A 24,681-nucleotide genomic window follows, 5' to 3' on the forward strand; every position below is an offset into this window, starting at 1 on the left:
TCAACTTTTCCAGCTAAGTAAGGTGCATAAGTCATATAGGCATGGTTCTCTGTGATATATTCCTCTTTAATTATGATTCATACTACATATTCCCTAAAATATTGTTTAGAGTTTTTAAACCTCTAGTTGTAGCATCAGTCTTTAATTTTTTCTCAAACATGTTATTATTTAATTTTGTTCTTCCATAGCCATTTGGGCAATATACATAGATTTCGCTTGAAATTATTATGAATTTCTCATTTTCTTCTTTTTTCATATCTAAAAGCGATACTGTGCTTGGCTGTGGTATATCTACCATAAGGGTAATATATACCTTATCAAGCTCTATATTCTCTTGTTTTGTAAAAGGATTATTATTAACTATATTTCTAAGTTCATCCTCTGTACGAATAATTGCTTTTACCAGAAATCCAAAGGTTTCACTAATTTTTTTCTCAATTACATTAGAAAGTTCTATGGTATCTGTAGTTCCATAGTCAAAGCTAACATTCCCACTTTGAATGTAAGTTTTCACATTTATAAAGTTCAGTGCCTCAAACATGACTTTCAAATCTAACATTTTTATCTTCTTTTGTCCACCAACATTAATTCCTCTTAAAAACGCAATATATCTCATCTATGCTAAGATCCCCTCCTCAAGCATTTCTTTTACATGCGCAACATCCTTGTCGCCTCTTCCTGAAAGATTTATTATTATAACTTTATCCTTTGAAAGTGACGCTGCAAGCTTTATACCATATGCAATTGCGTGTGCGCTTTCAATGGCAGGAATTATGCCTTCAATTCTTGAAAGCTCTAGTAAAGCTATAATTGATTCCTTATCTGTTACAGATACATATTCAGCACGTCCTGTATCTTTATAATAACAGTGCTCCGGCCCTACACCAGGATAGTCAAGGCCTGCAGCTACTGAATAAACTGGAAGTGGCTCTCCATTTTCATCTTGAATGTTGTAGCATTTAAAGCCATGAATAATACCTACACTGCCTTTTGTAAGTGAAGCAGCATGCTCATCAGTATCAAGACCCTTTCCTGCTGGTTCAACTCCAATCATTATCACATCTTTATCATTAAAAAATGGGTGGAATAAGCCCATGGCATTGCTACCACCGCCTACACATGCTACCAAGTAATCTGGAAGTTTACCCTCAGCATTAATAATTTGTCTTCTTGCTTCAATACCTATTATACTTTGAAACTCTCTAACCATGGTAGGGTATGGATGAGGACCCACTGCTGAGCCTAAAAGGTAGTAGGTATCCTTTGCATTTTCTACAAAATCATTTAAGGCTTCATCAACTGCATCCTTTAATGTTGCCGTTCCTGTTTTTACAGTTACAACCTTTGCCCCTAAAAGTTCCATTCTAAAAACGTTTAGAGCCTGCCTTTTTGTATCAACCTCTCCCATGTATATGGTACAATCCATTCCAAATAGTGCACAAACTGTAGCTGTTGCAACACCGTGCTGACCTGCTCCCGTTTCTGCTATTATACGCTTTTTACCCATTTTCTTTGCTAATAGTGCTTGACCTATAGCGTTGTTTATTTTATGTGACCCAGTATGGTTTAAATCTTCTCTTTTAAGATATATTTTTGCTCCATCAAGTTTCTTGCTTAATTTTTCTGCATAATATAATGGATTCTCTCTTCCTATATATTGTTTTTGATAATAGGCAAGCTCCTTTAAAAAATCTTCATCCACTATACATTTGTAAAACGCCTCTTCAACATCTTTTAAAACCAATTGTAATTCTTCAGGAACAAATGCTCCTCCAAATTGTCCAAAATAACCAGTACTCTTTTCCATAATAAATCCTCCTCTAATTTGTATTTTACATTGTTTTTAAACAGAAAAAAACCCTCTATATGCTATAAACACATAGAGGGCGAATAATCTCGCGGTACCACCTCAAATTACCTTCAAAAAAACAAAGGCACCTCTCAGATACAGGAATAAATCCGATATCATATCCATATAACGGTGGAATCCGTGTCCCCTACTATTATTTCGGTTCCCTCTCATAAGTCCATTCAAAATGCTCTAAAATATCAGGCTCACACTATCCCTGTTTCGCTGTAATTCTCAAACATATTTACTCTTCTTATTCATCGATTTATATACTTTATACTATTCTATTGCCAATCTTTAAAATTGTCAATAAAATTTACGGAATATTAAAAATATTTTTATAATCTATATCTTTTAAAATAAGGTTAAATATGCTATAATTGCTCAATAATAATTGTTATTGAGCTAATATTATCCTAGCAAAATAAAATAGAGCTTTTTTCTTACAACTTTTAGTTTTTATTCAAAAGTAAAAAAGAAAGGTGATGAGTTTATGAATAACAATACAAAAATATTTGTTAACTTACCGGTTAAAAATCTTACCAAATCCATAGATTTTTTTACTAAACTTGGTTTTACATTCAATCCCCAATTTACCGATAAAAATGCTACTTGTATGAATGTTTCTGAAAACATATTTGTCATGTTATTGATTGAAAGATTTTTTAAAACCTTTACAAAAAAAGAACTATGTGACGCCAAAAAAAACACAGAAGTTATTGTAGCATTATCTGTTGATAGTAAGGAAAAAGTAGATCAGATTGTAAATAAAGCTCTGGCTGCCGGTGGAAAAACCTCCAATAAACCTAATGATCAAGGTTTTATGTATGGATGGAGTTTTCAAGATCTAGATGGTCACCTCTGGGAGATAATTTACATGGATAAAAACATAGACATCGAAGATAAAAATTGACGCAATAAAGCCAGAAACTTCTAATCCTTTTGAATTAGAAATTTCTGGCTTTTAAATTCCTATAACACATTTTTCTTATCTATCATGCCTTTTCACCTTTAATATTTAAGGGTGCCTTTAATATTTCATCTTTCTTTTTTAAAATTTCATCGCTTAGTATTCTTCCTTCAACATACTCAAATCCCACTCTATCAATAACACTCCCAAAACGTTCCCCTTTAAAAGCATTTTCTTTGAAAAATAAAATTGCTTTTAAAATAATATCCATAATCTCTTCTTTGGTGAAGATTTTACTAATAAGAGATCCGTGACGAATTGATTTTCCCCATCTACCACCAATATATATTTTATAACCTTGCATACCTATTTCCATTGCACCAAAATAACATTTTTCTATACAGCGTCCACAATTATTACAAATTTCTTTGTCAATTATAAGTGTTCCATCTGTAAATTTAGCTGCTCCCATAGGACATGTGCTTTCAATTGTGCATTTTTTACATTTCTTGCATCTACCTAAATTATAATTAGGTATCCTTTGTCCTACAATACCAAGATCATTTAATTCAGGCTTAACACAATTATTAGGGCATCCCCCTACTGCTATTTTAAATTTATGAGGAAGAACTACATCATTATATTTTTCATAGAAATTCACATGAATTTCTTTAGCCATGGCTTGGGTATCAAAAAGTCCAAATTTACATACTGTTCCTTTACAAGATACTATAGGCCTGACATTTGCCCCTGTACCTCCAGTTAGCATTCCTTCTTTAGCTATATAATTTCTTACCGCTTCGATATTTTCATACTTAATTCCAGGTAATTCTAGAGTAAGTCTTACAGTAAATGAAACTTTCCCATTTCCAAATCTTTCAGAAACTTCACTAATATTTTTAAGTTGTCTTGAAGTCAGAACACCATTTTCAGTAATAATTCTAGCCGAAAAGTGCACTTTATCATTATTTGCTAAAAACCCCAATGACTTCACTCTTTTTACATCTGCTTCACTAATTTTACTCACAATTTATCCCCCTGACATTATTTCTTATTTTAAAAACCAACTTTGCTTATCTTATCACTTGAAAAAACTATTGTAAAATACTATAATATTATTATATTCATAGGTATTTACCTATACATTGGAGTGATTAATATGACAATTCGTCACCTTACAATTTTTATTGAAGTAGCCGATTGCGGTAAAATGAGTTTAGCTGCTAAAAATCTATATATTTCACAGCCCTCCGTAAGCCAAGCTATTTCACAAATTGAAAATTTATATGGTATTAAACTTTTTGAAAGACTTTCAAAAAAACTATATATAACAGAAGAAGGAACGCAACTTTTAAGTTACGCAAGACATATTGTATCTCTTTTTGATGAAATGGAAGAAAATATTAAAAGCACATCTAATGTCCTATTAAAAATAGGTGGAACTATTACAGTAGGAGCCTGTGTAATGAGTGCTATAATAAATGATTTTAATCTTAAATATCCAAATATACAGACTCAAGTCTTCATTAATAATACCAGCATAATAGAATCAAAAATTTTAAATAATGAATTGGATATTGCTCTTGTTGAAGGCATAATAAAAAGTAAGGATATAATATGCTTACCTGTTATTAAAGATCGACTTGTACTTATATGCAATAAGACTAATCCCTTTGCAAATAGAACTAATGTGGATTTATCTGAACTTACTAACCAACCTTTTATTTTGAGAGAAAAGGGAAGTGGTACCAGAGAGCTTTTTGAAAGCTATATGAAAAATGCTGGATTTGTTATACAGGAAAAATGGGTATGCAATAATTCAGAATCAATAAAGCAAGCAGTAATAGCAGGACATGGCCTTTCTGTTATTTCAGAAAGACTCGTTACAGATGAAATATCCCAAGGTATATTGCAAATAGTAAAAATAAATAATGTTGAATTCAAAAGAAATTTCAGTGTTATATATCACAAAAATAAGTATCTATCCCAATATTTAAATAAACTTCTTGAAATCTTAAAATCCTATTAGCAAGTCCTGTGTTTAAAAGTGGAAGTCACTACTTGCCACCTTATAAATTTTTAAATTAAAAAATTGTAAGGACAAGTAGCCACAGTTCCAAAATCCTCCTTTAGATAGATAAACCATTTATTTCACATAGTGTATTAATAACTGAAAAAATCAATATAGCTGCTAAGTTTGCTGTAATATCATCTTGGTCAAATCTTGGTGAAACTTCAGCAAGATCAAAGCACACTACTTTATTTGATTTTAAAATATATTTTAGGTACTTTAGTACACGTTCTGGATCTAGTCCAAGTGGCTGTGCTGCACTTACCCCTGGTGCAAAAGCTGTAGAAAATACATCAGAGCATATAGTTACATATAAATAATCTCTTAATTTTATGAAATCATCAATTTTGTTTATCACTTCACAATCATCACCATCTATAATATCCTTTGCAAGCATGTATTTAGCTCCTAGCCTATCTGCAGTTTTAAAAAGATCTATAGTATTACTGTGCTTTTGAATTCCAATACACATATAAGCGTATTGAAGATCTCTATTGCTACAAATATCTGCTATTTGTCTAAACATTGTTCCGGAACTTGCTCCTTGTGTATATGGCCTCAAATCAAAATGAGCATCGAAATTTACTATACCAATACTCGGTTTCTTACTCTTTTGTGATAAGTAATTTAATATACCCATATAATTTCCAAAAGCAACTTCATGGCCACCTCCTAAAACAATAGGGAAAAGATTAAGGCTTAAAACCCTTTCTACTGCTTTAGCTAAAATATCTTGGCTTTCCAAAAGCGTGCAATCCTCGCAAAATATATCTCCTGCATCAAAAAGTTCTACCTCTTGTGAAAAATTACATGGAAGGTTACCTAATGCACTTCTAATGCTTTGGGGACCCTTTGCTGCCCCTGTCCTTCCTCTGTTAAGCCTTACTCCTTCATCACAACAAAAGCCAATAAAAGCAAAACCAAGTTTTCCGGTGTAGGCAACTAAATCAACGCTTTTTAAATCTATTATCTTTACACATTGATGCCATCTAAAAGCATCATAATTGGTTTCACTATCAGTTCGTCCCTGCCAAACTGTATCATCTGTTTTTTTATAATTTTTGTCGAACATTCTATTTACCCCCTTGTATGTATTTATAATTAAAATAGAATCGCAAACTATTTTAATTTTCTTCTTTATAACTACTGCCTCTTATAAGAGGTTAATCGTTACCTTAGTTTTTGTATACATATATTTTATTCTACAAATTATATTAATAACCTTTATATAAAATTATTTTTAAGTATCTTACATTAAATTTAATATAACACTTTCCAGCTTAAGTTTACATAATTGTAAGTATTCCCACTCCGATGTATGCTATAATTATGCAAATTGTATATATCAGAATTATTAAAAGAGGAGGACTATTATGCAAATTAGAACAATACGTAAAGTAGTAACTGGAACTACTCAATATGATGGAGCAGGCGTGAAACTTGTCAGGGTTATTAGTCGCCCAGATGTTGTGGAATTTGATCCATTTTTAATGCTGGATGCTTTTGACTCTTATGATTCAATTGATTACACAAAAGGTTTTCCGTGGCATCCACATAGGGGAATTGAGACAGTTACTTACCTAATAAGTGGAGACATCGAGCATGAAGATAGTTTAGGAAACAAAGGAAACATTTTAGATGGTTGCTGCCAATGGATGACTGCTGGTGGTGGAATCCTTCACCAAGAAATGCCAAAGCCTTCGGAGCGAATGCTCGGCGTTCAGCTTTGGCTTAACCTACCCCGCAAAGATAAAATGGTAGCACCAAAGTACCGGGATATAAGAGCAGATATGGTGCCTAAAATTGAGGAAGATGGTTCTACAATAGGAGTTATCTCTGGACATTATAAGGGCAATACAGGTTCCTCGCAAGGTGACTATGTAAAAATGATATTTTTAGACGTGGATATAAAAGCTGGTGCAACCTGGCAATTAGAAACTATAAAGGATGCAACCTTGTTCATCTATATAGTAGAAGGTGAAGGATGGTTTGATAATTCCGATGAGAGTTTGCTTTCTAGTAAAAGAGCAGTGCTTTTTAATGATGGTGAGGAGTTATTAGTTAAAGCATCAGAAAAAGGACTTCGTTTCCTTCTATTTTCGGGAGCCCAGTTAAATGAGCCAATTGCATGGGGTGGTCCAATTGTCATGAACACTCAGCAAGAACTTAAACAAGCCTTTAAGGATATTGATGATGGAACCTTTGTTAAGTAAATAATCATAAAATCACAGTTTTAAATATTTGCAATTTAAGAAGTTTTTGTACATTATTAGTGATATACTTATTATTAACAATCTTATTGTGAGAGAAAACAAATAAGCAGATATAGACAGTCTGTGTTGACTGATCAAAAGGAGGCAAATTGTATGAAAAATTTTGCAAGTGTTGAAAAAATCGGATTAAGAGATAAAATAACAAAAAAACTTATTGTGGTGTACCCATTCAAACCCCAAGGTACAGATGCTGAAATTGATAAAACAGTTAAAGACTGGTATTACAAACAAAGCTGTTCAGCTGAAGATGAAATTTTAAATGCCCAGGTGGATTTTTTGACGGAATACGAAATGAAATCACATAAATAATATAAATATCAGTTTTACTTGTGACTCACAATTACTTATAAAATAGACTAAAGTAAAATAACAAGTTAAGTATTTTAGTATACTTAGCTTGTTATTTTACTTTATTTCCTTATTTTAAAAATACACTCCAAGTGTTTTTTCCTACAATACCATCTGCTTCAAGTCCATTTCTAGCTTGAAATTCTTTAATTTTTGATAAAGTTTCGATTCCAAATATACCATCCACGCTAATGTTAAGTCTCCATTGTATATATTTAATGGTAGCTTTATTTGTATTACTTTTTATACTACATAGACTCTTATTCATAACTTCATTTAAACTAGCTACAATATTCTCGTTTAAAACACCATCTTGTACAAGCCCTAATATTTTTTGAAAAGATTTTATTGCACTTATAGTTGCTGGTCCATATATGCCATCCACAACTAATGTTTTATTATTTGAATCTTTTATTTTTAGTATATTAAAATTTCTTTGAATTATCATAATCTCTTCTTTCGTCGGAACTTTTGCACTCCCTTTGCCTTTTGGGTCATAAATATACAACTTGTTTTCTTCTATAAGATTTATTAATTTAGATGCATATTTAACATCTGTAGAGTAACCACATTTATAAAGATTTACACAAGCCTCCTGATAATCATCTGAATTTAAAACGCCTCTATATCTAATAGTTGTTAAAAACTTGCCATAATCTAAAATACTCTCTTCTATTGAGTTATATTTTCTAAATTTAGCCATCACAGAAGTTATAACTCCATTAATCCATTCATTAGTAAGAATTTCTTGAACTTCAAATCCACAACCTTTTGTCCACTTAATACCAAATATATTGTTACCCTTAACAACCTTAAGCCAGCCTGTTTCTAATATAACTTGCGCCATTGTAACCGAAGGAAAAAGGCCATATTTTTCAAAAGTAACCAAGGCTCCTGGTAAAATCTGTTTTATTATTTTTTCTTTATCCATGGATTGCTTCTCCTTTTATATTTTAATATTTAAATCAATCAAATAATAATTATATAAATATACAATCTTAAAGTCAGAAATTTAAATTGTATATTTATATATAATATGTCTTATATACCATATTGATAAAAATCAAGAAAGTAATTATACAACATATTATCCCCTATGATAATCTCTCCTATATACGCTATAACAGCTTATGAATCTATCTTATAATTTGATAATAGTTGCATTGGGAACTATTATGCTATATTATTAAATTAGTAGGAAGTGCAACCAATTTTGGAGGTAAAAGTAAATGAATGAAAATAGAAACTCTGTAGCAAGGTGGATTTCCCTTTTGCACAGACATGGCCATGAATATGTGGGAAGGCAACTTAAGCAGTATAATATAAATAAAGGTCAATATATATTTTTAAATGCATTATATAAGAAAGATGGAATAAGGCAGGAGGAATTATCAGATTACCTTAAGATTGATAAAGGTACTACAGCAAAGGCTATTAAAAAGTTAGAGGATGATGAATATATCATTAGAATAGTAGATAGAAAAGATAAGAGGGCATATAATGTTTACCTTACTGAGAAAGCGTTAAAAATAAAACCTAGAGTAAGAAAAGCAATGATGGCTTGGATAGATATTTTATTCTTAGGATTTAGTGAAGAGGAAAAGGAAACTGCCTTAGTGCTATTAGAACGAATGGGGGGAAATGCCACCACCACAAATGACTATTTTACAGATGATGCAGCACATTAGGAGATGATACTAATAGATATACTGGCTTCTGCTAAACGATTTATTAACAACAACTTTCATGCTCTCACACATAAGAATTATAGATATTTTTGGATTGGACAATGTATTTCCCTAATAGGTACTTGGACACAAAACATAGGGCAATCATGGCTAGTACTTTCCTTAACAGATTCTCCATTTTTACTTGGACTTGTTGGAACCATGCAGTTTTTACCCGTAACCTTTTTCTCATTGTTTGCTGGAGTAGTAACCGATAAATTTCCAAAGAAAAAAATACTAATTTTCACTCAGACAGTCTCCATGTTATTAGCTTTTATATTGTCGGGGTTAGTGTTCACACATGCATTGAGATACGAATACATAATAGTTTTAGCAATATGCCTTGGATTTTGCAATACACTAGATATGCCAACTAGGCAAGCTTTTAATATGGAAATAGTAGGAAAAGAGGATTTGATGAATGCCGTGGCTTTAAATTCTGCCACTTTTAATTTAGCAAGAATTGTAGGACCAGCTATTGGCGCTATGCTTATGGGATACCTTGGAGCAGGATGGTGTTTTTTATTAAATGGTTTTAGCTTTATGGCAGTAATCTATGGATTAGTTCACATTGAAGCAGTTGCTTATGTAAGAATGAAGAGTTCTGAAAAAGGCATATTAAGAGAAATAGTGGATGGTCTTAAATATATAAAAAAGAACCCTATTTTATTAGAAACCTTGATATTAGTAAGTATTATGGGAGTATTTGTTTTTAATTACAGTGTTTTAATACCTGTTTTTACGAAAAATGTACTGCATATGGATGCAAAAACCTATGGAGTTTTATTGTCTGCCCTTGGTGCAGGTTCCCTTATTGGAGCACTTCTTATTACTTTTAAAAGTAAAGGCGGTCCAAATAGAATTCTTATGGTAGGTAGCTCTATTGCAATTGGCGTAATGTTAATTTTTACAGGCATGAGTAATTTATATTATCTTACTGCACTAAGTTTAGCTATAACTGGCATATTTAATATGTTTTTCTCCACCACTGCTAATTCCACGCTGCAGCTAAATTCTAAGGATGAATATAGAGGTAGGGTAATGAGCGTATATTCACTTGTGTTTGCTGGATTTACTCCTATAGGAAGTCTATTTTCTGGATTTATAGCTGAGAAATATGGCGCTAGAGTTTGCTTTATGTTATCGGGAGTTTGTACAATAGCATTGATTTTGTTACTTGTGACATGGATTAAACTTAAGAAAAAAGAAGTAAGCACTTTTTAATATTGCTTACTTCTTTTTTACTTTATATTTTTTGTTTAACACGAAATTAATCAGTATAAACATTAATTGAAGTCCAATTAAAATATTATATTGTAAGTCTATTATGGGGTTTAAAAGAGTATATCTTCCAATTATAACAAAGCTCAATCCTGCTATTGTGTATAATAATCTTTGAGCTAGCAGATATTTTTTTAAGGTATTCTCATCTTTAATATTCTGTTTTTTTATATATTTAGGGATATTCCCGAAGACAATAGAAATTACACCAGTAATTATCATAAGTAGACCCATTATTATATGAAACATATTATGCCCCCTTATATCGGAATATTTTTTATAGCTTCATACTATTATTACTAATTAAAAAACAATTAATCTATTTCCTCGGTAATATAACTCTTTAATATTCTTCTAACGCTGTCAGCAAAACTATCCGCAGCTCCCCAGTCAAACTTAAAAAGAATTCCTTGAGAACTACCAGTAGCAATGGACTTTACTATAGTTTTTCCATTAAAATTGTTCACCAGTACTACTAAAGCAGCCCTGTTCCCTGCTCTTATAAAGTATTTTTCAAATATTAAGGTTCCATTATATTTACCATTTCCAATGTCATGAAACTCTTCATAAACTAAGTCACTACTTTCTTCCCCTTTAACCATAGTCATTACCTGAGATGGCATCAAGCTTACAATAAAACTACATTTGCTCATAAAATCCCCTCCTAATTATCAACCTTATAGCAACTATTATCCATATAACAGCAACAATTAAAATATTTGATGACATTTTTATTTTCATAAAACCTTAATCCCCCCATTATGCAATGTCTAATTACTTATAATTCTAATAGATAAATTATACCATTATATACAATACTTAACTACTGCTTAGTGGGGGGTAACAAAAAAGAATCAGCTCTAACTAATTCTTCAATGATACCTTATCATATTCATAAGTAAGATTTCTTATAGGTGTGAACTTTTCCCGCCACGCAAAAAAGCCAGGTACTTCTAATCATTTTAAGATTAAAATCCCTGACTTTATTATTACTAATACTAAATTGTTCTAACTACAGTTAGTTTAAAGCAGATTTTAAAATAATAAAGTTCGTATTAATTTAAACTTTGAACTTGTTTACTTCATCAATCATTTCATTTGTCATACTGCTAAGTATTTGTGCTGCTGCTGCAACTTCTTGGGTAGCCGCAGTCATTTCTTCTGCTGATGCTGCAATTTCCTCTGAAGATGCTGACACTTCAAGTGAAACTGATGACACACCATCCACTCTACTCAAAATAGTATTTTTATCCCTATCTATATCTTCCGCAGAATTTTTAACAGTTTCTATTTTAGGAATTACTTCATTCACTGATTCTATAATTTTTCTAAAAGATGTTATTGAACTATTTATAATATTAACTTGGTTTATAAGTTCATCATCCATTTCAACAGAATCTTGAACTATAACATCAGTGTCCTTAGATATTTCGTTAATTAATTTACTAATACTTTCAGATGATACCTTTGATTGTTCAGCAAGTTTTCTTATTTCATCTGCTACCACAGAAAATCCTCGTCCCGATTCCCCTGCTCTGGCCGCTTCTATAGCAGCATTCAGTGCTAATAAATTTGTTTGATCTGCAATATTATTTATTATATTAGTAATTTCATTTATTTCATTTATATCTTTTGCAAGTCCAGTAATTTTACCATTAAATGACTTAAATGCTTCACTAACCTTTGTTACAGACTGGTTTAATTTATTCATTTCACTATTGCTCTCATTTGCCATTAAACTAATTTCCCTGGAATTTGAGTCAACAACCTTTATTTCACTAACCATTCCTGATAACTTATTGCTAAATTCATTAAGAGTTTCTGTTACATTTATTAAATCCTCAGACTGCGTGCCTGTTCCTTGTGCAATTTGATTTATTGCTTCAGCAACATTTTGTGATGAACTAGATATCTCTTCTGCAACTGAAGATAGATTTTCTGATTGTGTATTAATATTTGAAGAATTGTCTTTTATTCTATTAATCATTTGTCTTAGGGAATGTTGCATCGTTTGCATTGAACTGGTCATATCTCCAACTTCATCCTTTAATTTTAAATACTTAGGTGAAACCTCTTGGTTTAAAATACCCGTTGCTAATAAATCCAAATGCTTTGAAGTTGATTTAATACCCTTAGATATACTATTAGCAATAATATAAACTGCTCCAAGTCCAATTAATAAAAATAATATGGATGAAACTATAACAGAAATCTTTAGACTATCCAGCTCTGATAATACCTCTGTCTTTGCTATTACAACTGCTAACGACCACTCTGTTCCTTTAACTGGTGCATATCCTACATATTTATCTACTCCGTCATATTTGTAATGATCTATCCCAGTTTCTCCCAATACCATCTTCTTTTCAATATTTGCTAAGGATTGCAGCTTATCATCTTTTTTTGCTGCTTCAATAGGATTATACATTTTCATCACTAAATCTTTATTGCTATGTGCGATGGTTGCTCCATCTTTTCTTATCATGAATGCATTACCTGTTCCACCAAATTTAACTTGATTAGTTAAATCGCTTAATTTATTTCCGTCTCTAGTTGCAATTAATACTCCCACAACTTCACTATTATTTTTAATTGGGACTGCATATACCACTACTATGGACCCATCTACTTTACTTACTAATGGGTCTGATATATTATTTTTACCAGACAATGCACTTTGAAAATATGTTCTTTCCTTAATATTAGCACTTTTTCCATCAGTGTATTTTATATCACCATTTTTATCTGCAATACCCATCTTTACATGTCCACTTCTTTTAACTTCTTCTAAAAGTATGGGCATTTTATTTTCCCACAAGTTTTTAATATCTTTTATATCATTCCTTGCTGCTATAGCCTCTAAGGAACTCAACTGTCCCTCTATTCTACCTTGAATATTACTTGCTGCTTGTTCTGCAATCTTAGGTAGCGTCTTACCTAGATTTGAAGTTAGTGCATTTGATGAATTTAAAAAAGAAATTATCCCTAGTCCTATGCACATAACCCCTATTAATGACCCTAAAAATACTATTAGTTTTACTTTTATACTTTTCATACTTTCCTCCTTAGTTAATGTATTTAAATTTACTTACAATGTACTTTTTATTATTATTTTGCTTAAATCTTCCAGGTTAAAAGGTTTTGATATATAATCATCCATTCCGTTTTCTATGCATGTTTTCTTATCACTATCCATTGCATAGGCAGTCATTGCAACAATAGGGATATACTTGCCCGTTAATTTTTCTTTTTCCCTAATAATTTTAGTTGTTTCATAGCCGTTTAGTTCTGGCATTTGTATATCCATAAGTATTAAATCTACATGCTTATCCTTTAAAATTTCAATTGCTTCTCTTCCGTTACTCGCACAGAAATAACCCATTTCTTTAATATCTAAAAATGATTTAACTATTTGCATATTTATTTCATTATCTTCTACTACTAAAATTGTTAATTTTTTATTTATTTGTTTTATCCACGATGTAAGATCATCCTCTATTATGAAATTACTTGTGTTTATGGCATACTTTTGTTGCAAATAAAATACTGCTGTAAAATAAAATGTACTCCCTTCATTTTTTTCACTATCAAACCATATCTCTCCATTCATTAGCTCTACAATTTCTTTTGATATTGCAAGACCTAATCCTGTTCCACTATATTGTTTTGTATAAGAGGAATCCCCCAGGCAAAATGCTTCAAATACTTTATCTTTATATTCATTCTCAATACCTATACCTGTATCTTCAACTGAAAACTGAATTTTAATTTTCTCATAATCACTATAAACTTTTTTAGCGCTTAAAATAATATGTCCCCTATCAGTGAATTTGATTGCATTATTAACCAAATTAATAATAACCTGATTTAATCTAACATTGTCACCAATAATATGCAAATTCATAAAAGGTTCTATATAGTGCATTATTTTTAAATGCTTTTTATGAGCGACTAATTGAAGTTGATTTACAATTGTATTCATGAGATCTTTTAAATTGAATGGATTATTAGATAATTCTAATTTACCTGCTTCTATTCTAGCCATATCTAATATACTATTAACAATATCAAGTAGTAGTGTTGATGATGATTTTAACATTTTTAAATATTCATTTTGAACATTATTAGTATTAGTTTGTCCTAATAAATCAACCATACCAATAATACCATTTAGTGGTGTCCTTATTTCATGACTCATATTGGCTAAAAACATATTTTTTACCGAATTGGCCTCTTCCGCTTGCTGATTTGCACTCTCCAATTCCTTATAATTACTTCTTAATTCTTCTTCTATTGCAGTAAGTTCTTCATATACAGCTGACAACTCTTCATATTTTTCCTTTAATTCATTTTCCCTTTTTACTCTTTCAGTAACATCGGTAATTATAACTGCGAATTTTTTATATTCAGTTGAATACGCATAAACCTGAAAGTATTTTCCCAATTCCTTGGAAAAATTCTCATAATACATTTCTTTTCCAGTCAATGCAACTTTTCCGTATTCCTGCACCCAATACTCTTCAGTACCCGGCATCACCTCTTTAACAGTCTTACCAACAATATCCTGTTTAAGTATTCCCGTGCTTTTTTCAAAACTATCATTAACATCAATAAACCTATAATCAATAGGTTTATTTTTATCATCTAAAATTATCTCGTGTAATGCCATTCCTTGACTCATTTTCGAATATATCAGTCTATAATTCTCATCACTGTTTTTTACTTCTTTTTCTTGTTTCCTTCTTTTTGATATGTCTCTAATAATACTCAATACTACCTTGTTACTCTCAACGTCTATGTAAGTAGTCCTTACTTCTACTGGAAATTCACTTCCATCTTTTCTGTAATGGTATATTTCAAATATTGTTCTATCTTTCAAAGCTTTATTCAAATGAGTATTAATTACATCCCTTGATTTTTCATTTCTAATATCACATATATTTAAACGCAACAATTCCTCATATGTATATCCATATGATTTAATAGCTTCTTTATTAGCATTTAAAATACTTCCTTCCTCTGAGATAATCAAAATTATATCTTGAGCATTATCAAACACACTTTTATATATATCCAAACCACCATGAAAAGTAGATTTATTTTGATAGTTGCCAATCATTTTTCCACATCCTTTTTATAAATCAATAATTTCCATTCAATATAATCTTTTCTATCTCTTTTGCAGGAAGTGGCCTACTAAAATAATATCCCTGAATAAAACTGACCTTCATATTTTTGAGTAATTCATACTGCTCTTTTGTTTCTACTCCCTCCACAATAACGTTTAAGTCCATCTTATGTGCTAATTGTACTATTCCTTTAAGCATTTCTTCATCTCTTTTGTTAATAGTTATATTATCTACAAAAGACTTATCTATTTTCAAGTTATCTATAGGTAATGTCTTTAAATACTTTAGAGATGAATATCCTGTTCCAAAATCATCTAATGCAATTTTAAATCCGTGACTTTTTAGTTCTTGTAAAATATCAACGCCATTTTCTATATTATTCATTAAAGATGTCTCTGTTATTTCAATTTCGATTAACCTTGGATCAATATCCTTTCCTGATACTATTTGTTTGATTTTTTCTACAAATTTATCATCTTGCAATTGTACTGGAGAAACATTGACAGAAACATTCATATGAATTTTTAAATTAAATTCCCACAGTTTAATTTGTTTACAAATATTTTTTATAACCCATTCACCAATATCATTAATGAGTCCTGTTTCCTCTGCAATTGGAATAAATTCATATGGTGATACACTTCCAATTTTCTTGCTATTCCACCTTAATAAGGCCTCTAAGCCTATAATTGTTTTCCTATGAGTATCTATTTGTGGCTGGTAATGTATTTCAAATTCATTTTCTTTTATAGCTTGTCTAAGATATCTTTCTATTTCGTTTTTTCTTATTAATTCATTACTTATTTTTTCATCAAAGAAACAATATTTGTTTTTACCAGTTTCTTTAGACTTATACATAGCCGCATCGGCATTTATTAGCAAAGTATTAATATCATCACTATCGCTTGGAAAAATTGTTATTCCCATACTTGCTGAGGTATAAACATGCCGCTCCCCTATTTCAAAAGTTTTTTTGAATATCTCTATTAATTTATCACATTTTAGAATAATATCTTTTTTACTTTTTATATCATTCATTATTACTAAAAATTCATCTCAGCCGAGTCTTGCTACTGTATCTTTTTTATCAAAAGAGAATTTTAGTATTTCTGCAATGATTTTTAATAACTGGTCTCCATAATGGTGTCCTAAAGTATCATTAACCTTTTTAAAATCATCCAAATCAATAAAAATTATTGCGCCTTTTTTTCCACTATGTTTAAAATCTTGTATAGTTTTCTCTATTATTTCTGTAACTAATAATTTATTAGGTAATTTTGTTAAAAAGTCGTGATATGCTCTATGTTTAATTTCTTCTTCAATTACTTTTCTATCAGTAATATCCGTTATAGATCCTGACAATTTAATGATTTTATTTTCCTCGTTTTCTAATCCCTTAGCCCTAACAAATAGCCATTTATAAGAACCACTCTTTATTTTTATTCTAAATTCACTTTGGTAACAGGTTACTTTACCCTCCATATAATCACTCAAATTACTACGTACATTATTGTAATCTTCTTCATGTATTATATTTTTCACAAAATCTATAAAGTTTATATTTTGATTTATAGCATACCCTGTGATACTTGTCCATTTTTCGGAAATAAATACATTGGTATTCCTCAAATCCCATTCCCAAATAGCATCATTAGCCCCATCAATAGCCAACATATACCTTTTTTCCTTTTGGATTAATTCTTTTTTTAATATTGTTAGTTGTTCTATATTTTTATTTTTTTTTGTTATTAACAAATAATTTTTAAAATATATTATTAACAATAAAATAGCTATAATACACAATCCTACTTTACATATCACTTATTGCATTTCTCCTTATTTTTAATTATATTCTTAAGGGAATTTAACTTATTTACTTTTTTTATCATAAATAAATTTTTTACCCTTTAAAAGGTTATTCTACCTATCACATTCTAATTTATTATATCATTATTCTTTTTTACAATCAATGTCATATTACTCTATTTTATGACATTTTTTCTGTCATTATTCGACATGTTAGGCAAAAATAACTCATTTAAGTTTCATTCTATAAGGTTTACTTATAAACGCCTTACCTTAAATTACATCTTCTTTATTGCCATTATTAATTCTACTTTTTCAGTAGTATTATCGGGGTGAGGTGGACTATTTAGCATGCCCAGCAAATTTTTTATTTTATCAAACCCCATACCTGCATCCAAATCATAGTAAATCTTTTTATACTGATTTTTTTGACATTGATAGTATATTTATTCATACGCCGACCCATATAGACTGGGTTTGAACCTATATGTATTTCCATTATGTTGCACTATTTCGACCACATAACCTTGATTTTTTTCATCTGCAAGTATTTTAATTTTGTCACTAACCTTATCTCCTGTAGTGTCCTTTTCACTTACTTCTATAAGCTTGTAGCTTTCAGTAAGTGATGTCGCATAAGCTTGTTTTGGATTATTGGCTATAATTATAAAAATTACTAATAATATTAATAATAACTTTAATTCCTTATACATTATAAATTCCCCTTCCAATCCTAATAATAAAATCAATGATTTATTTATGCTACTTTTTTGAGCTGATTATAATAGTTTATTATTATCCTAATCTATTATTTGAATCCTTAAATAAAGCATTTAACATAAAAAAACAGTAAGTTTTTTTTATCCCACTCTCATTTTGAGGCCCCTAAGATAATATAGAACTGATATAGGTAATTTTTATTCCCTCTTATCATATATAAATTTAGTGCTTACAGTTTAGTTAGTCTAGTACATAATAGTGCCTTCTTGTAAATAGTTAGTAACTATTATAATATAAAACTATGGATTAAGAAAATATAGGAGGACATTTATTTATGAAGAAATAGAATATTTTTTTTTACTTTAAGCAATATTAACTTTAACAGTTGATTAAAATAAGTATTTAATCTTTGGGAGCTGAATGATTATGAAAATATTAAACATTAAAAAATAAATTTAATATTTATAAGAATTAGAATAAAAGTTTAAAGTAACTAGCAGCGTTTTTTAAACTTATTCAGGATATGCTAATTTAAATACATAAAAGGAGATAATACTATGCCTATGATTTATAATGATTTGTACCAATTCAGCAGTTATATTTCGCCTATTAACCTTTCATTTCATCAATATCTTTTGTTAACAGATGAGCCAGTTTTAGTTCATACTGGTAGTATACAGCAAGCAGAAACTCTAATACCACAATTGAAAGAAGTTCTAGGCGACAAAAAATTAAAATATATTTTTGTTTCACATTTCGAATCAGACGAATGCGGTGGCTTATCTTTACTGTTAAATATTTTTCCTGAAGCAAAGACAATTTGTTCAGAAATCACAGCAAGACAGCTAATTGGATTTGGTATCACAGATGAAGCAATAATTAAAAAGCCTGGCGAGAAATTGATTAGCAGTGACTATGAACTTGAATTCATTAGTTACCCTTCAGAAATGCATCTATGGAAAGGTCTTCTTCTTATGGAGAACAAGCGTGGAATATTCTTCAGCAGTGATTTAATATTCGGTATGGGGGAATTTACAGGTGAAGTAATAGATGGAAACTGGCAGAAAGAAGTAGATAATATCACATTAGAGCAGATACCAAGTACAGAACAAAGAACAAATGTTCAGCAGACTTTATCTGAATTAAATCCAAATTTTGCTGCTGTAGGTCACGGTCAATGTCTTAAGTTCTAATAGAAAATAAAATAGTTTTTCTAAATTAAGCATTTATGTAAAGATACTTTACACCATTAACTACCGATACAAAGAAATTGTATTGGGTTTGTGGTGGTTTTTTATTTTATAATCAGAAAAACTCCAACATGATTGATGTAGAGAAGTTGCTTCGACCTTTAAAAAAAGTATGAACTAATCTTCTTTCTCAAAAACTAAATCGAATTCCTTAATTTGACCATAACCACCAAATACAGTTGGAATTTCAGTAATAACTTTCCAGCCTTCTTGGTTATATTTATCAATTAGCTCTCTATGGTCTGAACTCCTAAACATGGTTCCTACTTTTGCTGTAACATATAGACATTTATAAATTTTAACCACATCCCTTCTATAGTTTTATAATTTTATTGCACAATTAACTACTGTTGTCTGAAACAATATACGAAGACTCCTAACTATCAGTTCTCAAGTACACATTGTTTTAATGTTATTTGATTATACTAATGTCCAGCGCCATCTATTAGCCAAGGTGAACTTTTGTCTTTTCTGGTTAAGATATAATAAAATTTATCTCTCCCACTTGCTCTGAAACTTATCTCATCCTTTTTGTATTTAACTTCAAACTCTACTTTGAAAATAATTACATTCTCTAATTCTAATTTTTCTTTATCCATATCTATTATATAGTTTTTTTCCTTGCCATGTATGATATTGCGTATGTGGATTTCCTTTTCTGCTTGATTAGTATCCTCAACAATATTAATAACTTTAATATATTCTAAATTTTCAAAATCCCAACCTTTTTCATAATGTGACTGTGTTCTCTCAGTGCTTAATGAATTTATACCTTGCAAGTTCTTTTCGTTATAATATTTGAAATATCGTTCTATAACTTCATTTGGCTTTAATAAAGATATTTGAGACTTCTTATTCTTTGAATTTTGGGCTGTACATCCTGCTAAAGCCATTAACAGACATAAAATGGTTATTCCAATTTTCTTATTAATAATAGCCGCCTCCTTTAAATTTTCTATTTATAATTTAAGACGCAATATTCTAAAAGGTTGCATATATTGTGTTTCTTGGGTTTGTATAACTTATATTGTATTTATTAAATCAGAATTAATATTTCAGATACTATTCTCCATAATAATCAAGCCATTCCACTGCTTCTCTATTATTTTCCCTTAATATGCTATTACAATGTCCTACATGATATTGTATATGTCTAATTTGCATAAATACTACATCTAAATTTTTAATCTTATCATAGATAATAGAATTATTTCCAAGCCATTCATCATCCTTCTCGAAAAAAAAGGTTTCAGAAATTGATTTAACTATATTTTTATATTCAGTTAAATCGTCTTTAGTTAATATACTCTCAGGCTCATGTTCCAATTCAGGGAATACTTTTTTATCCGCAAAAGGTTCTATAAATTTATCATTATTCATCCTTAACCAATAATTTATTCCAGAAAAAGCATGTAATAATTGTTGCCAGAAAACAAATCCGCCCTTTTTCTCATTCCATAAATCGTCGGGACACATTTCTATCATTTTCTCTAACATTAAAAAGGATAACTCAAATTGTATTTTTGCTATTTTAAAAAGTATGTCACTGTTCATTTTTAGCCCCCTAATATACTTTTTGTTACATCATACCCTGCTATTCTTTCCATATTCAATTTTCATAGAAAGTATTTTCGCATTTTTATAAGTTCATTTTTTCTGTTTTATAGCATTTCCATTTAACCTTCAATATTCATTAACTCACAATTATGATAGATTATGTAGCTCATTTAATTTGAGTGCAAGTCCTCGAGCTTTATCTAAGGCCTCAGTATCTTCTTTGGCGGGTATTTCATTAGTATGTATTGTACTTACACTACCAATTGACGTTGTATTCATTCGATGAAAAATAATATTTGCAGTTGTTGATGAACGCTCATAATCATGGGTATCGCCACCTGCTGAAATAACAAGTACACCACTTTTCTTTTTCTGCTTAAACTCGCTATCTTTTCTTATACATCTTGAAGCATAAAATAGCTGTAACCTACTTGCAAAGCTTAAAAGTTGCCCAGTAAGTTCTGAAAAATATAATGAAGAAGCTATTATTACATTATCAACTTCATTTAGGAGCTGATACACTTCTTGCATATCATCGTTAATAGAACATCCCTTGTTATTCCAACAATATCTGCAATCTACACAGGCACTAATATTATTATTATTGTAAGTGTGAATTACTCGTACTTCTCCATCAAGATATTTTATCATTTCATTACTAAAGTCATCGAATCTCCATTCTTTCTTGGAGAGCCACTAATAATTAGTGTTTTCATATTTACTTACCCCCACGTAATTTATAAATATCCTTAGCTTAATATGTCCCATAGATTTATGCTTCTTTCAAGAAATTTTCCAATTAACTACCATTACTATGACCTAACTTTTAACCCCTCTATTTTTATGATTTTATCAATTTCTTCTTTATCATCTGTTAATATATAGCTTTCTTGTTCATGTGAGGTATTTGTTAGCCAATCTTTATTATGCTTTATAAAAGATAAATCCTCTGGTAAGTCTGGATGAACCCAATCATGCAATGAATTTGATACCTTTTTAATTATTTCCATGGCATGTTCATCGGTATTATAATAGTAAACGGTGGACATGCTACTGCAATATGGCTAAAGTTTCATAGTTAATTTCAAACTCAGCTATTAATACATCTATTACGCCCTTAACTCGTTCATCTTCATTTATTCTCCCATAAGATAGCACAGAAACTATACTTGATAAAGATATAGGGTTGGGAATACTTGAATTATTTACATTCTCACTATTATCCTCAGTAAGATTCTTTAAGTAAGTAAAATAATCAAGGAAAATATCTTTTCCATCCATAAAATCTCTTAACCAGCCATAATCTATTCCAGTTATTTTACTCAAAGATTTTAATTCAATTTTATAATCTTTAATTAGATTTTCTATATCTTCCCTAAGAATACAATCATTCTGATTTAAATTTTTACTTACACTTTGTTTTATAATCTCAATCTCCATATATTTTCACCTTAACTTTCATAATATTCTACGAGTTGCATAACAACGCTTGTGAATAAACTATACCATAATATACAATATTTAACTACTGTTTATGAACACTTACTCAACTCCCCTATCGCACCCTATTTCTTTTTTTTGTATTATAATAAAGTTCCACTAATCTACGATTTATGGTAGAAAAAAAATAGAATCATGGATGGTTACAGAGATGAATCCTGAACTTTATTCATGCTTTAAAAGAGGAGTTGAGGGGTGGGGTATATTGGATATGTCAAAAATAAAAGCCCCATATTTAGCCAATAAAAGCTAAATACAGGGCTTGATATTTGGTTAGATTCCGAAACTATTTTATTAGTTTGTGGAACTTTATCATTATGATACAACAAAAAATCTTATTTACTCATTGCCTCTTCCACTGCAACTGAAATCTAAGTAAAATCAAGATTCATTAACACTAATGTGTATTACTAGTGTATTATTTAAAAATTCATATAAGGACATATACGATTTTATAACAAGCAAAAGCACCACTTAAAATTATTAGAAATGCTTTTTATTCTATAATGTTATATTGGAATTGGTTATCATTCTATACTTGTTATTATTTTCCTTTATAAGAAAAAGATAAATAATTAAAAGAGGCACCTACTATTAAAATAGCTTCACTTTATTTCTAAAATATTGCAAATCAATTTCAATTCTGTCAACTTGATACTGGATTTTTTCATCTTTTTTATCGGAGTTGATTAATTCAATACGTTTTTTTCTTAATCCTTCCTCAAGCACTCTGATTTCTTTATAATCAGAAATGTGAATGACTCTATTAATCCCTATATATAATGTTATTAGAAAAATTAATGTAAGTATGATTGCTGATATTTTTTTTAAATAATTATCCACTATATGACCTCCCCTATATACTTTAACAACTAATTAATTCTACTCTTATATCTGATTTCCTTCAAAAAATAAAAAAGGACCTCCACGTTTTAAACGCAAAGGTCAATAATAATTTACCAAATTATATTTTCTTTTGTTACTGTTCTTAAAACTAAGTTTACTACACTTAGGGCCATTACTTGTAGCTCTGGAGTTAATATCGTTTTATTAGTTGCTGTTTGTACCATAACACCAACAAAAGCTATTGCATTAACCCATACTATTTTGCTTAAATACCATTTTTTATTTATCATAATAAGCCTCCATTTAATTTAATTTATTTTATAAATTCTGCAGAAACATATCCCCCATGATCCCCAAAATAAATTGAGTACCAGGTGCCTACTTTTTTAGCTATTTTAACTTTGTCACCCTTGGCTAATTCACCTATTATTTTATAACCGGTACCAGGTCCACTACGTACATTTAATATATCTGCGATTACAGTCCCTTGTGTTGGGGTTGCTACAATTTTAGGTGATACTATTGGCTTTACTGGTAACGGTCCTATGATAGCCTCCACTATAGCCTTAGCAATAGCCTTGTATCCTATTTTCAAATAATGGTTAGCATCTGCAGTATCTACAAAACAAACTTCAATTAGCATAGATTTTGCAATGGTCCTCTTTATTACATAGAGCCCTTTACCATCCTTCACACCTCTATTTTTAAAGCCTAAGCTAGATATATTTTTACATACATCTATTGCATCCTGGTATTGCCTTCCCGCATACGTATAAGCTTCTACACCTTGTCCACCACCAGCATTAAAGTGTATAGAGATAAACCAATCAAGGTCTTGTCTGTTTGCTTGATCCATAATTAGAGATAAACTTTGATTAACAGAATTTGCAGAATCTATTGTGCAATTTATAGCATTGTGGCCATATTCTTTAATTAGGCGTCTTACTTCTGCACCAACTAACCTGGTATGCTCTCCCTCTTTTATAATGCCTACTGCTCCAGTACCAAATCCTCGTATTGTATGTCCATCATTTACACCAATATTTAAAATATTCATGATTATTTTTCCTCCTTCATTTCTTTTTTATTTCCTTCTTTAAGCTGTACTAAAATATTTTTTAATGCATTTGGGAAGGGCACCCCTAGCCTAATTGCATTCTCCAAGATAGAAAGACCTTCCATGCCAATATAAAACCAAATTACTAATGTACGGAATACCCATCCTTGCCCCAGGAGTCTATCTACCATTACTGCAAGCACCAGGATAATCAGTACCGTAAACTTCTTTTTAAGTCCATTAAACCCTATATCAGAGCTTAGGTTTTTTTCTTTAGTTCCACACATAAGACCCATTAAATAGTCCAACCCCATGCAGCAAAACAATACCTGCACTCCCGTTTCCCAAATTCCAAAA

28 protein-coding genes, 1 pseudogene and 1 other annotated feature are annotated in these 24,681 nt (G+C 30.3%); of the genes and pseudogenes, 7 read left to right on the forward strand and 22 right to left on the reverse strand.

Annotated features, from left to right (window positions below; all coding sequences use genetic code 11):
- Nucleotides 1-82: 82 nt before the first annotated feature.
- The gene (locus KPL50_RS15435) at nt 83-616 is read right to left on the reverse strand and encodes a DUF1697 domain-containing protein (RefSeq protein ID WP_216299427.1); all 534 of its coding nucleotides are present in this window, start codon (nt 614-616) and stop codon (nt 83-85) included.
- Entirely contained in the window at nt 617-1,807 is a 1,191-nt protein-coding gene (trpB, locus tag KPL50_RS15440) for a tryptophan synthase subunit beta (protein WP_216299428.1), read from the reverse strand.
- Between the two features lie 72 nt (nt 1,808-1,879).
- Nucleotides 1,880-2,119 (reverse strand) — a binding site (T-box leader).
- 223 nt (nt 2,120-2,342) lie between these two features.
- Between trpB and KPL50_RS15445 the strand changes: the two genes are divergently transcribed.
- On the forward strand, nt 2,343-2,762 hold the full coding sequence (locus KPL50_RS15445) for a VOC family protein (protein ID WP_216299429.1): 420 nt from the start codon (nt 2,343-2,345) through the stop codon (nt 2,760-2,762).
- A gap of 82 nt (nt 2,763-2,844) precedes the next feature.
- On the opposite strand, the gene KPL50_RS15450 is transcribed toward KPL50_RS15445, so the two are convergent.
- Nucleotides 2,845-3,786: a 4Fe-4S binding protein gene (locus KPL50_RS15450; protein WP_216299430.1), complete on the reverse strand. Its 942-nt coding sequence runs from the start codon at nt 3,784-3,786 to the stop codon at nt 2,845-2,847.
- A gap of 132 nt (nt 3,787-3,918) precedes the next feature.
- Here KPL50_RS15450 and KPL50_RS15455 point away from each other — a divergent pair, with 132 nt between their 5' ends.
- Nucleotides 3,919-4,788 carry a LysR family transcriptional regulator gene (locus KPL50_RS15455; RefSeq protein ID WP_216299431.1) on the forward strand — a complete coding sequence of 290 codons (870 nt, stop codon included), beginning with the start codon at nt 3,919-3,921 and terminating at the stop codon, nt 4,786-4,788.
- Nucleotides 4,789-4,888: 100 nt separating this feature from the next.
- Here KPL50_RS15455 and hutG read toward each other — a convergent pair whose 3' ends face one another.
- A complete protein-coding gene (gene hutG / locus KPL50_RS15460; RefSeq protein WP_216299432.1) occupies nt 4,889-5,902 on the reverse strand; it encodes a formimidoylglutamase in 1,014 nt (337 codons plus the stop codon).
- 301 nt (nt 5,903-6,203) lie between these two features.
- On the opposite strand from hutG, the gene KPL50_RS15465 reads away from it, so the two are divergent.
- Complete coding sequence (locus tag KPL50_RS15465; protein WP_216299433.1) at nt 6,204-7,043, forward strand: pirin family protein; 840 nt, start codon at nt 6,204-6,206, stop codon at nt 7,041-7,043.
- A 153-nt stretch (nt 7,044-7,196) separates the two neighbouring features.
- The gene (locus tag KPL50_RS15470) at nt 7,197-7,412 is read left to right on the forward strand and encodes a hypothetical protein (protein ID WP_216299434.1); all 216 of its coding nucleotides are present in this window, start codon (nt 7,197-7,199) and stop codon (nt 7,410-7,412) included.
- A gap of 109 nt (nt 7,413-7,521) precedes the next feature.
- On the opposite strand, the gene KPL50_RS15475 is transcribed toward KPL50_RS15470, so the two are convergent.
- Entirely contained in the window at nt 7,522-8,382 is an 861-nt protein-coding gene (locus KPL50_RS15475; RefSeq protein WP_216299435.1) for a glucosaminidase domain-containing protein, read from the reverse strand.
- A 298-nt stretch (nt 8,383-8,680) separates the two neighbouring features.
- Here KPL50_RS15475 and KPL50_RS15480 point away from each other — a divergent pair, with 298 nt between their 5' ends.
- On the forward strand, nt 8,681-9,139 hold the full coding sequence (locus KPL50_RS15480) for a MarR family winged helix-turn-helix transcriptional regulator (protein ID WP_216299436.1): 459 nt from the start codon (nt 8,681-8,683) through the stop codon (nt 9,137-9,139).
- 3 nt (nt 9,140-9,142) lie between these two features.
- Nucleotides 9,143-10,402, forward strand: a complete 1,260-nt coding sequence (locus KPL50_RS15485) for an MFS transporter (RefSeq protein WP_216299437.1) — start codon at nt 9,143-9,145, stop codon at nt 10,400-10,402.
- A gap of 6 nt (nt 10,403-10,408) precedes the next feature.
- Here KPL50_RS15485 and KPL50_RS15490 read toward each other — a convergent pair whose 3' ends face one another.
- From KPL50_RS15490 to KPL50_RS15520, 7 genes and pseudogenes are all read right to left on the reverse strand, one after another.
- Nucleotides 10,409-10,708, reverse strand: a complete 300-nt coding sequence (locus tag KPL50_RS15490) for a hypothetical protein (protein ID WP_216299438.1) — start codon at nt 10,706-10,708, stop codon at nt 10,409-10,411.
- 65 nt (nt 10,709-10,773) lie between these two features.
- A complete protein-coding gene (locus tag KPL50_RS15495) occupies nt 10,774-11,112 on the reverse strand; it encodes a DUF6054 family protein (protein ID WP_216299439.1) in 339 nt (112 codons plus the stop codon).
- A 407-nt stretch (nt 11,113-11,519) separates the two neighbouring features.
- Nucleotides 11,520-13,514: a methyl-accepting chemotaxis protein gene (locus KPL50_RS15500; protein WP_216299440.1), complete on the reverse strand. Its 1,995-nt coding sequence runs from the start codon at nt 13,512-13,514 to the stop codon at nt 11,520-11,522.
- 33 nt (nt 13,515-13,547) lie between these two features.
- The gene (locus tag KPL50_RS15505; protein ID WP_216299441.1) at nt 13,548-15,578 is read right to left on the reverse strand and encodes a PAS domain S-box protein; all 2,031 of its coding nucleotides are present in this window, start codon (nt 15,576-15,578) and stop codon (nt 13,548-13,550) included.
- A 22-nt stretch (nt 15,579-15,600) separates the two neighbouring features.
- Nucleotides 15,601-16,446, reverse strand: a complete 846-nt coding sequence (locus KPL50_RS15510; protein ID WP_253200654.1) for a bifunctional diguanylate cyclase/phosphodiesterase — start codon at nt 16,444-16,446, stop codon at nt 15,601-15,603.
- Nucleotides 16,426-17,409: pseudogene (locus KPL50_RS15515) on the reverse strand (diguanylate cyclase domain-containing protein); the annotation flags it as partial. The gene KPL50_RS15510 and the pseudogene KPL50_RS15515, both read right to left, overlap by 21 nt.
- Before the next feature lie 431 nt (nt 17,410-17,840).
- Nucleotides 17,841-18,107 carry a hypothetical protein gene (locus KPL50_RS15520; RefSeq protein ID WP_216299444.1) on the reverse strand — a complete coding sequence of 89 codons (267 nt, stop codon included), beginning with the start codon at nt 18,105-18,107 and terminating at the stop codon, nt 17,841-17,843.
- A gap of 564 nt (nt 18,108-18,671) precedes the next feature.
- On the opposite strand from KPL50_RS15520, the gene KPL50_RS15525 reads away from it, so the two are divergent.
- Complete coding sequence (locus tag KPL50_RS15525) at nt 18,672-19,307, forward strand: MBL fold metallo-hydrolase (RefSeq protein WP_216299445.1); 636 nt, start codon at nt 18,672-18,674, stop codon at nt 19,305-19,307.
- A gap of 174 nt (nt 19,308-19,481) precedes the next feature.
- Here KPL50_RS15525 and KPL50_RS15530 read toward each other — a convergent pair whose 3' ends face one another.
- From KPL50_RS15530 to KPL50_RS15575, 10 genes are all read right to left on the reverse strand, one after another.
- Nucleotides 19,482-19,670, reverse strand: coding sequence for a DUF4177 domain-containing protein (locus KPL50_RS15530; RefSeq protein ID WP_309245187.1), 189 nt, complete (start codon nt 19,668-19,670; stop codon nt 19,482-19,484).
- Between the two features lie 119 nt (nt 19,671-19,789).
- The gene (locus KPL50_RS15535) at nt 19,790-20,257 is read right to left on the reverse strand and encodes a DUF4829 domain-containing protein (RefSeq protein ID WP_216299446.1); all 468 of its coding nucleotides are present in this window, start codon (nt 20,255-20,257) and stop codon (nt 19,790-19,792) included.
- A 169-nt stretch (nt 20,258-20,426) separates the two neighbouring features.
- Nucleotides 20,427-20,918: a DinB family protein gene (locus tag KPL50_RS15540; RefSeq protein WP_216299447.1), complete on the reverse strand. Its 492-nt coding sequence runs from the start codon at nt 20,916-20,918 to the stop codon at nt 20,427-20,429.
- Nucleotides 20,919-21,068: 150 nt separating this feature from the next.
- Nucleotides 21,069-21,572: a flavodoxin family protein gene (locus KPL50_RS15545; protein WP_216299448.1), complete on the reverse strand. Its 504-nt coding sequence runs from the start codon at nt 21,570-21,572 to the stop codon at nt 21,069-21,071.
- A gap of 161 nt (nt 21,573-21,733) precedes the next feature.
- Nucleotides 21,734-21,931, reverse strand: coding sequence for a hypothetical protein (locus KPL50_RS15550; protein WP_216299449.1), 198 nt, complete (start codon nt 21,929-21,931; stop codon nt 21,734-21,736).
- 40 nt (nt 21,932-21,971) lie between these two features.
- Complete coding sequence (locus KPL50_RS15555) at nt 21,972-22,361, reverse strand: HTH domain-containing protein (protein ID WP_216299450.1); 390 nt, start codon at nt 22,359-22,361, stop codon at nt 21,972-21,974.
- A 654-nt stretch (nt 22,362-23,015) separates the two neighbouring features.
- A complete protein-coding gene (locus tag KPL50_RS15560; RefSeq protein WP_216299451.1) occupies nt 23,016-23,264 on the reverse strand; it encodes a hypothetical protein in 249 nt (82 codons plus the stop codon).
- 113 nt (nt 23,265-23,377) lie between these two features.
- A complete protein-coding gene (locus KPL50_RS15565) occupies nt 23,378-23,557 on the reverse strand; it encodes a hypothetical protein (protein WP_216299452.1) in 180 nt (59 codons plus the stop codon).
- Between the two features lie 23 nt (nt 23,558-23,580).
- Nucleotides 23,581-24,324 (reverse strand): N-acetylmuramoyl-L-alanine amidase, encoded by a 744-nt coding sequence (locus tag KPL50_RS15570; RefSeq protein WP_216299453.1) that lies wholly within the window; start codon nt 24,322-24,324, stop codon nt 23,581-23,583.
- A gap of 2 nt (nt 24,325-24,326) precedes the next feature.
- A partial coding sequence (locus tag KPL50_RS15575) for a holin family protein (protein WP_216299454.1) occupies nt 24,327-24,681 on the reverse strand: 355 nt, incomplete at its 5' end.

This window comes from Clostridium sp. CF012, from assembly GCF_018861755.1.
Taxonomy (GTDB): Bacteria; Bacillota; Clostridia; order Clostridiales; family Clostridiaceae; genus Clostridium_AD.

Bases quoted from the DNA above. Each gene is read 5' to 3' on its own strand.
- KPL50_RS15565 (WP_216299452.1), bottom strand. From the start codon at position 23,557: ATGATAAATAAAAAATGGTATTTAAGCAAAATAGTATGGGTTAATGCA.
- KPL50_RS15465 (WP_216299433.1), top strand. From the start codon at position 6,204: ATGCAAATTAGAACAATACGTAAAGTAGTAACTGGAACTACTCAATAT.
- KPL50_RS15480 (WP_216299436.1), top strand. From the start codon at position 8,681: ATGAATGAAAATAGAAACTCTGTAGCAAGGTGGATTTCCCTTTTGCAC.
- KPL50_RS15525 (WP_216299445.1), top strand. From the start codon at position 18,672: ATGCCTATGATTTATAATGATTTGTACCAATTCAGCAGTTATATTTCG.
- KPL50_RS15485 (WP_216299437.1), top strand. From the start codon at position 9,143: ATGATACTAATAGATATACTGGCTTCTGCTAAACGATTTATTAACAAC.
- KPL50_RS15455 (WP_216299431.1), top strand. From the start codon at position 3,919: ATGACAATTCGTCACCTTACAATTTTTATTGAAGTAGCCGATTGCGGT.
- KPL50_RS15445 (WP_216299429.1), top strand. From the start codon at position 2,343: ATGAATAACAATACAAAAATATTTGTTAACTTACCGGTTAAAAATCTT.
- KPL50_RS15510 (WP_253200654.1), bottom strand. From the start codon at position 16,446: ATGTATAAGTCTAAAGAAACTGGTAAAAACAAATATTGTTTCTTTGAT.
- KPL50_RS15500 (WP_216299440.1), bottom strand. From the start codon at position 13,514: ATGAAAAGTATAAAAGTAAAACTAATAGTATTTTTAGGGTCATTAATA.
- KPL50_RS15470 (WP_216299434.1), top strand. From the start codon at position 7,197: ATGAAAAATTTTGCAAGTGTTGAAAAAATCGGATTAAGAGATAAAATA.
- KPL50_RS15535 (WP_216299446.1), bottom strand. From the start codon at position 20,257: ATGGCTTTAGCAGGATGTACAGCCCAAAATTCAAAGAATAAGAAGTCT.
- KPL50_RS15495 (WP_216299439.1), bottom strand. From the start codon at position 11,112: ATGAGCAAATGTAGTTTTATTGTAAGCTTGATGCCATCTCAGGTAATG.
- KPL50_RS15570 (WP_216299453.1), bottom strand. From the start codon at position 24,324: ATGAATATTTTAAATATTGGTGTAAATGATGGACATACAATACGAGGA.
- KPL50_RS15505 (WP_216299441.1), bottom strand. From the start codon at position 15,578: ATGATTGGCAACTATCAAAATAAATCTACTTTTCATGGTGGTTTGGAT.
- KPL50_RS15555 (WP_216299450.1), bottom strand. From the start codon at position 22,361: ATGGAGATTGAGATTATAAAACAAAGTGTAAGTAAAAATTTAAATCAG.
- trpB (WP_216299428.1), bottom strand. From the start codon at position 1,807: ATGGAAAAGAGTACTGGTTATTTTGGACAATTTGGAGGAGCATTTGTT.
- KPL50_RS15475 (WP_216299435.1), bottom strand. From the start codon at position 8,382: ATGGATAAAGAAAAAATAATAAAACAGATTTTACCAGGAGCCTTGGTT.
- KPL50_RS15545 (WP_216299448.1), bottom strand. From the start codon at position 21,572: ATGATAAAATATCTTGATGGAGAAGTACGAGTAATTCACACTTACAAT.
- hutG (WP_216299432.1), bottom strand. From the start codon at position 5,902: ATGTTCGACAAAAATTATAAAAAAACAGATGATACAGTTTGGCAGGGA.
- KPL50_RS15490 (WP_216299438.1), bottom strand. From the start codon at position 10,708: ATGTTTCATATAATAATGGGTCTACTTATGATAATTACTGGTGTAATT.
- KPL50_RS15540 (WP_216299447.1), bottom strand. From the start codon at position 20,918: ATGAACAGTGACATACTTTTTAAAATAGCAAAAATACAATTTGAGTTA.
- KPL50_RS15435 (WP_216299427.1), bottom strand. From the start codon at position 616: ATGAGATATATTGCGTTTTTAAGAGGAATTAATGTTGGTGGACAAAAG.
- KPL50_RS15520 (WP_216299444.1), bottom strand. From the start codon at position 18,107: ATGTATAAGGAATTAAAGTTATTATTAATATTATTAGTAATTTTTATA.
- KPL50_RS15550 (WP_216299449.1), bottom strand. From the start codon at position 21,931: ATGGAAATAATTAAAAAGGTATCAAATTCATTGCATGATTGGGTTCAT.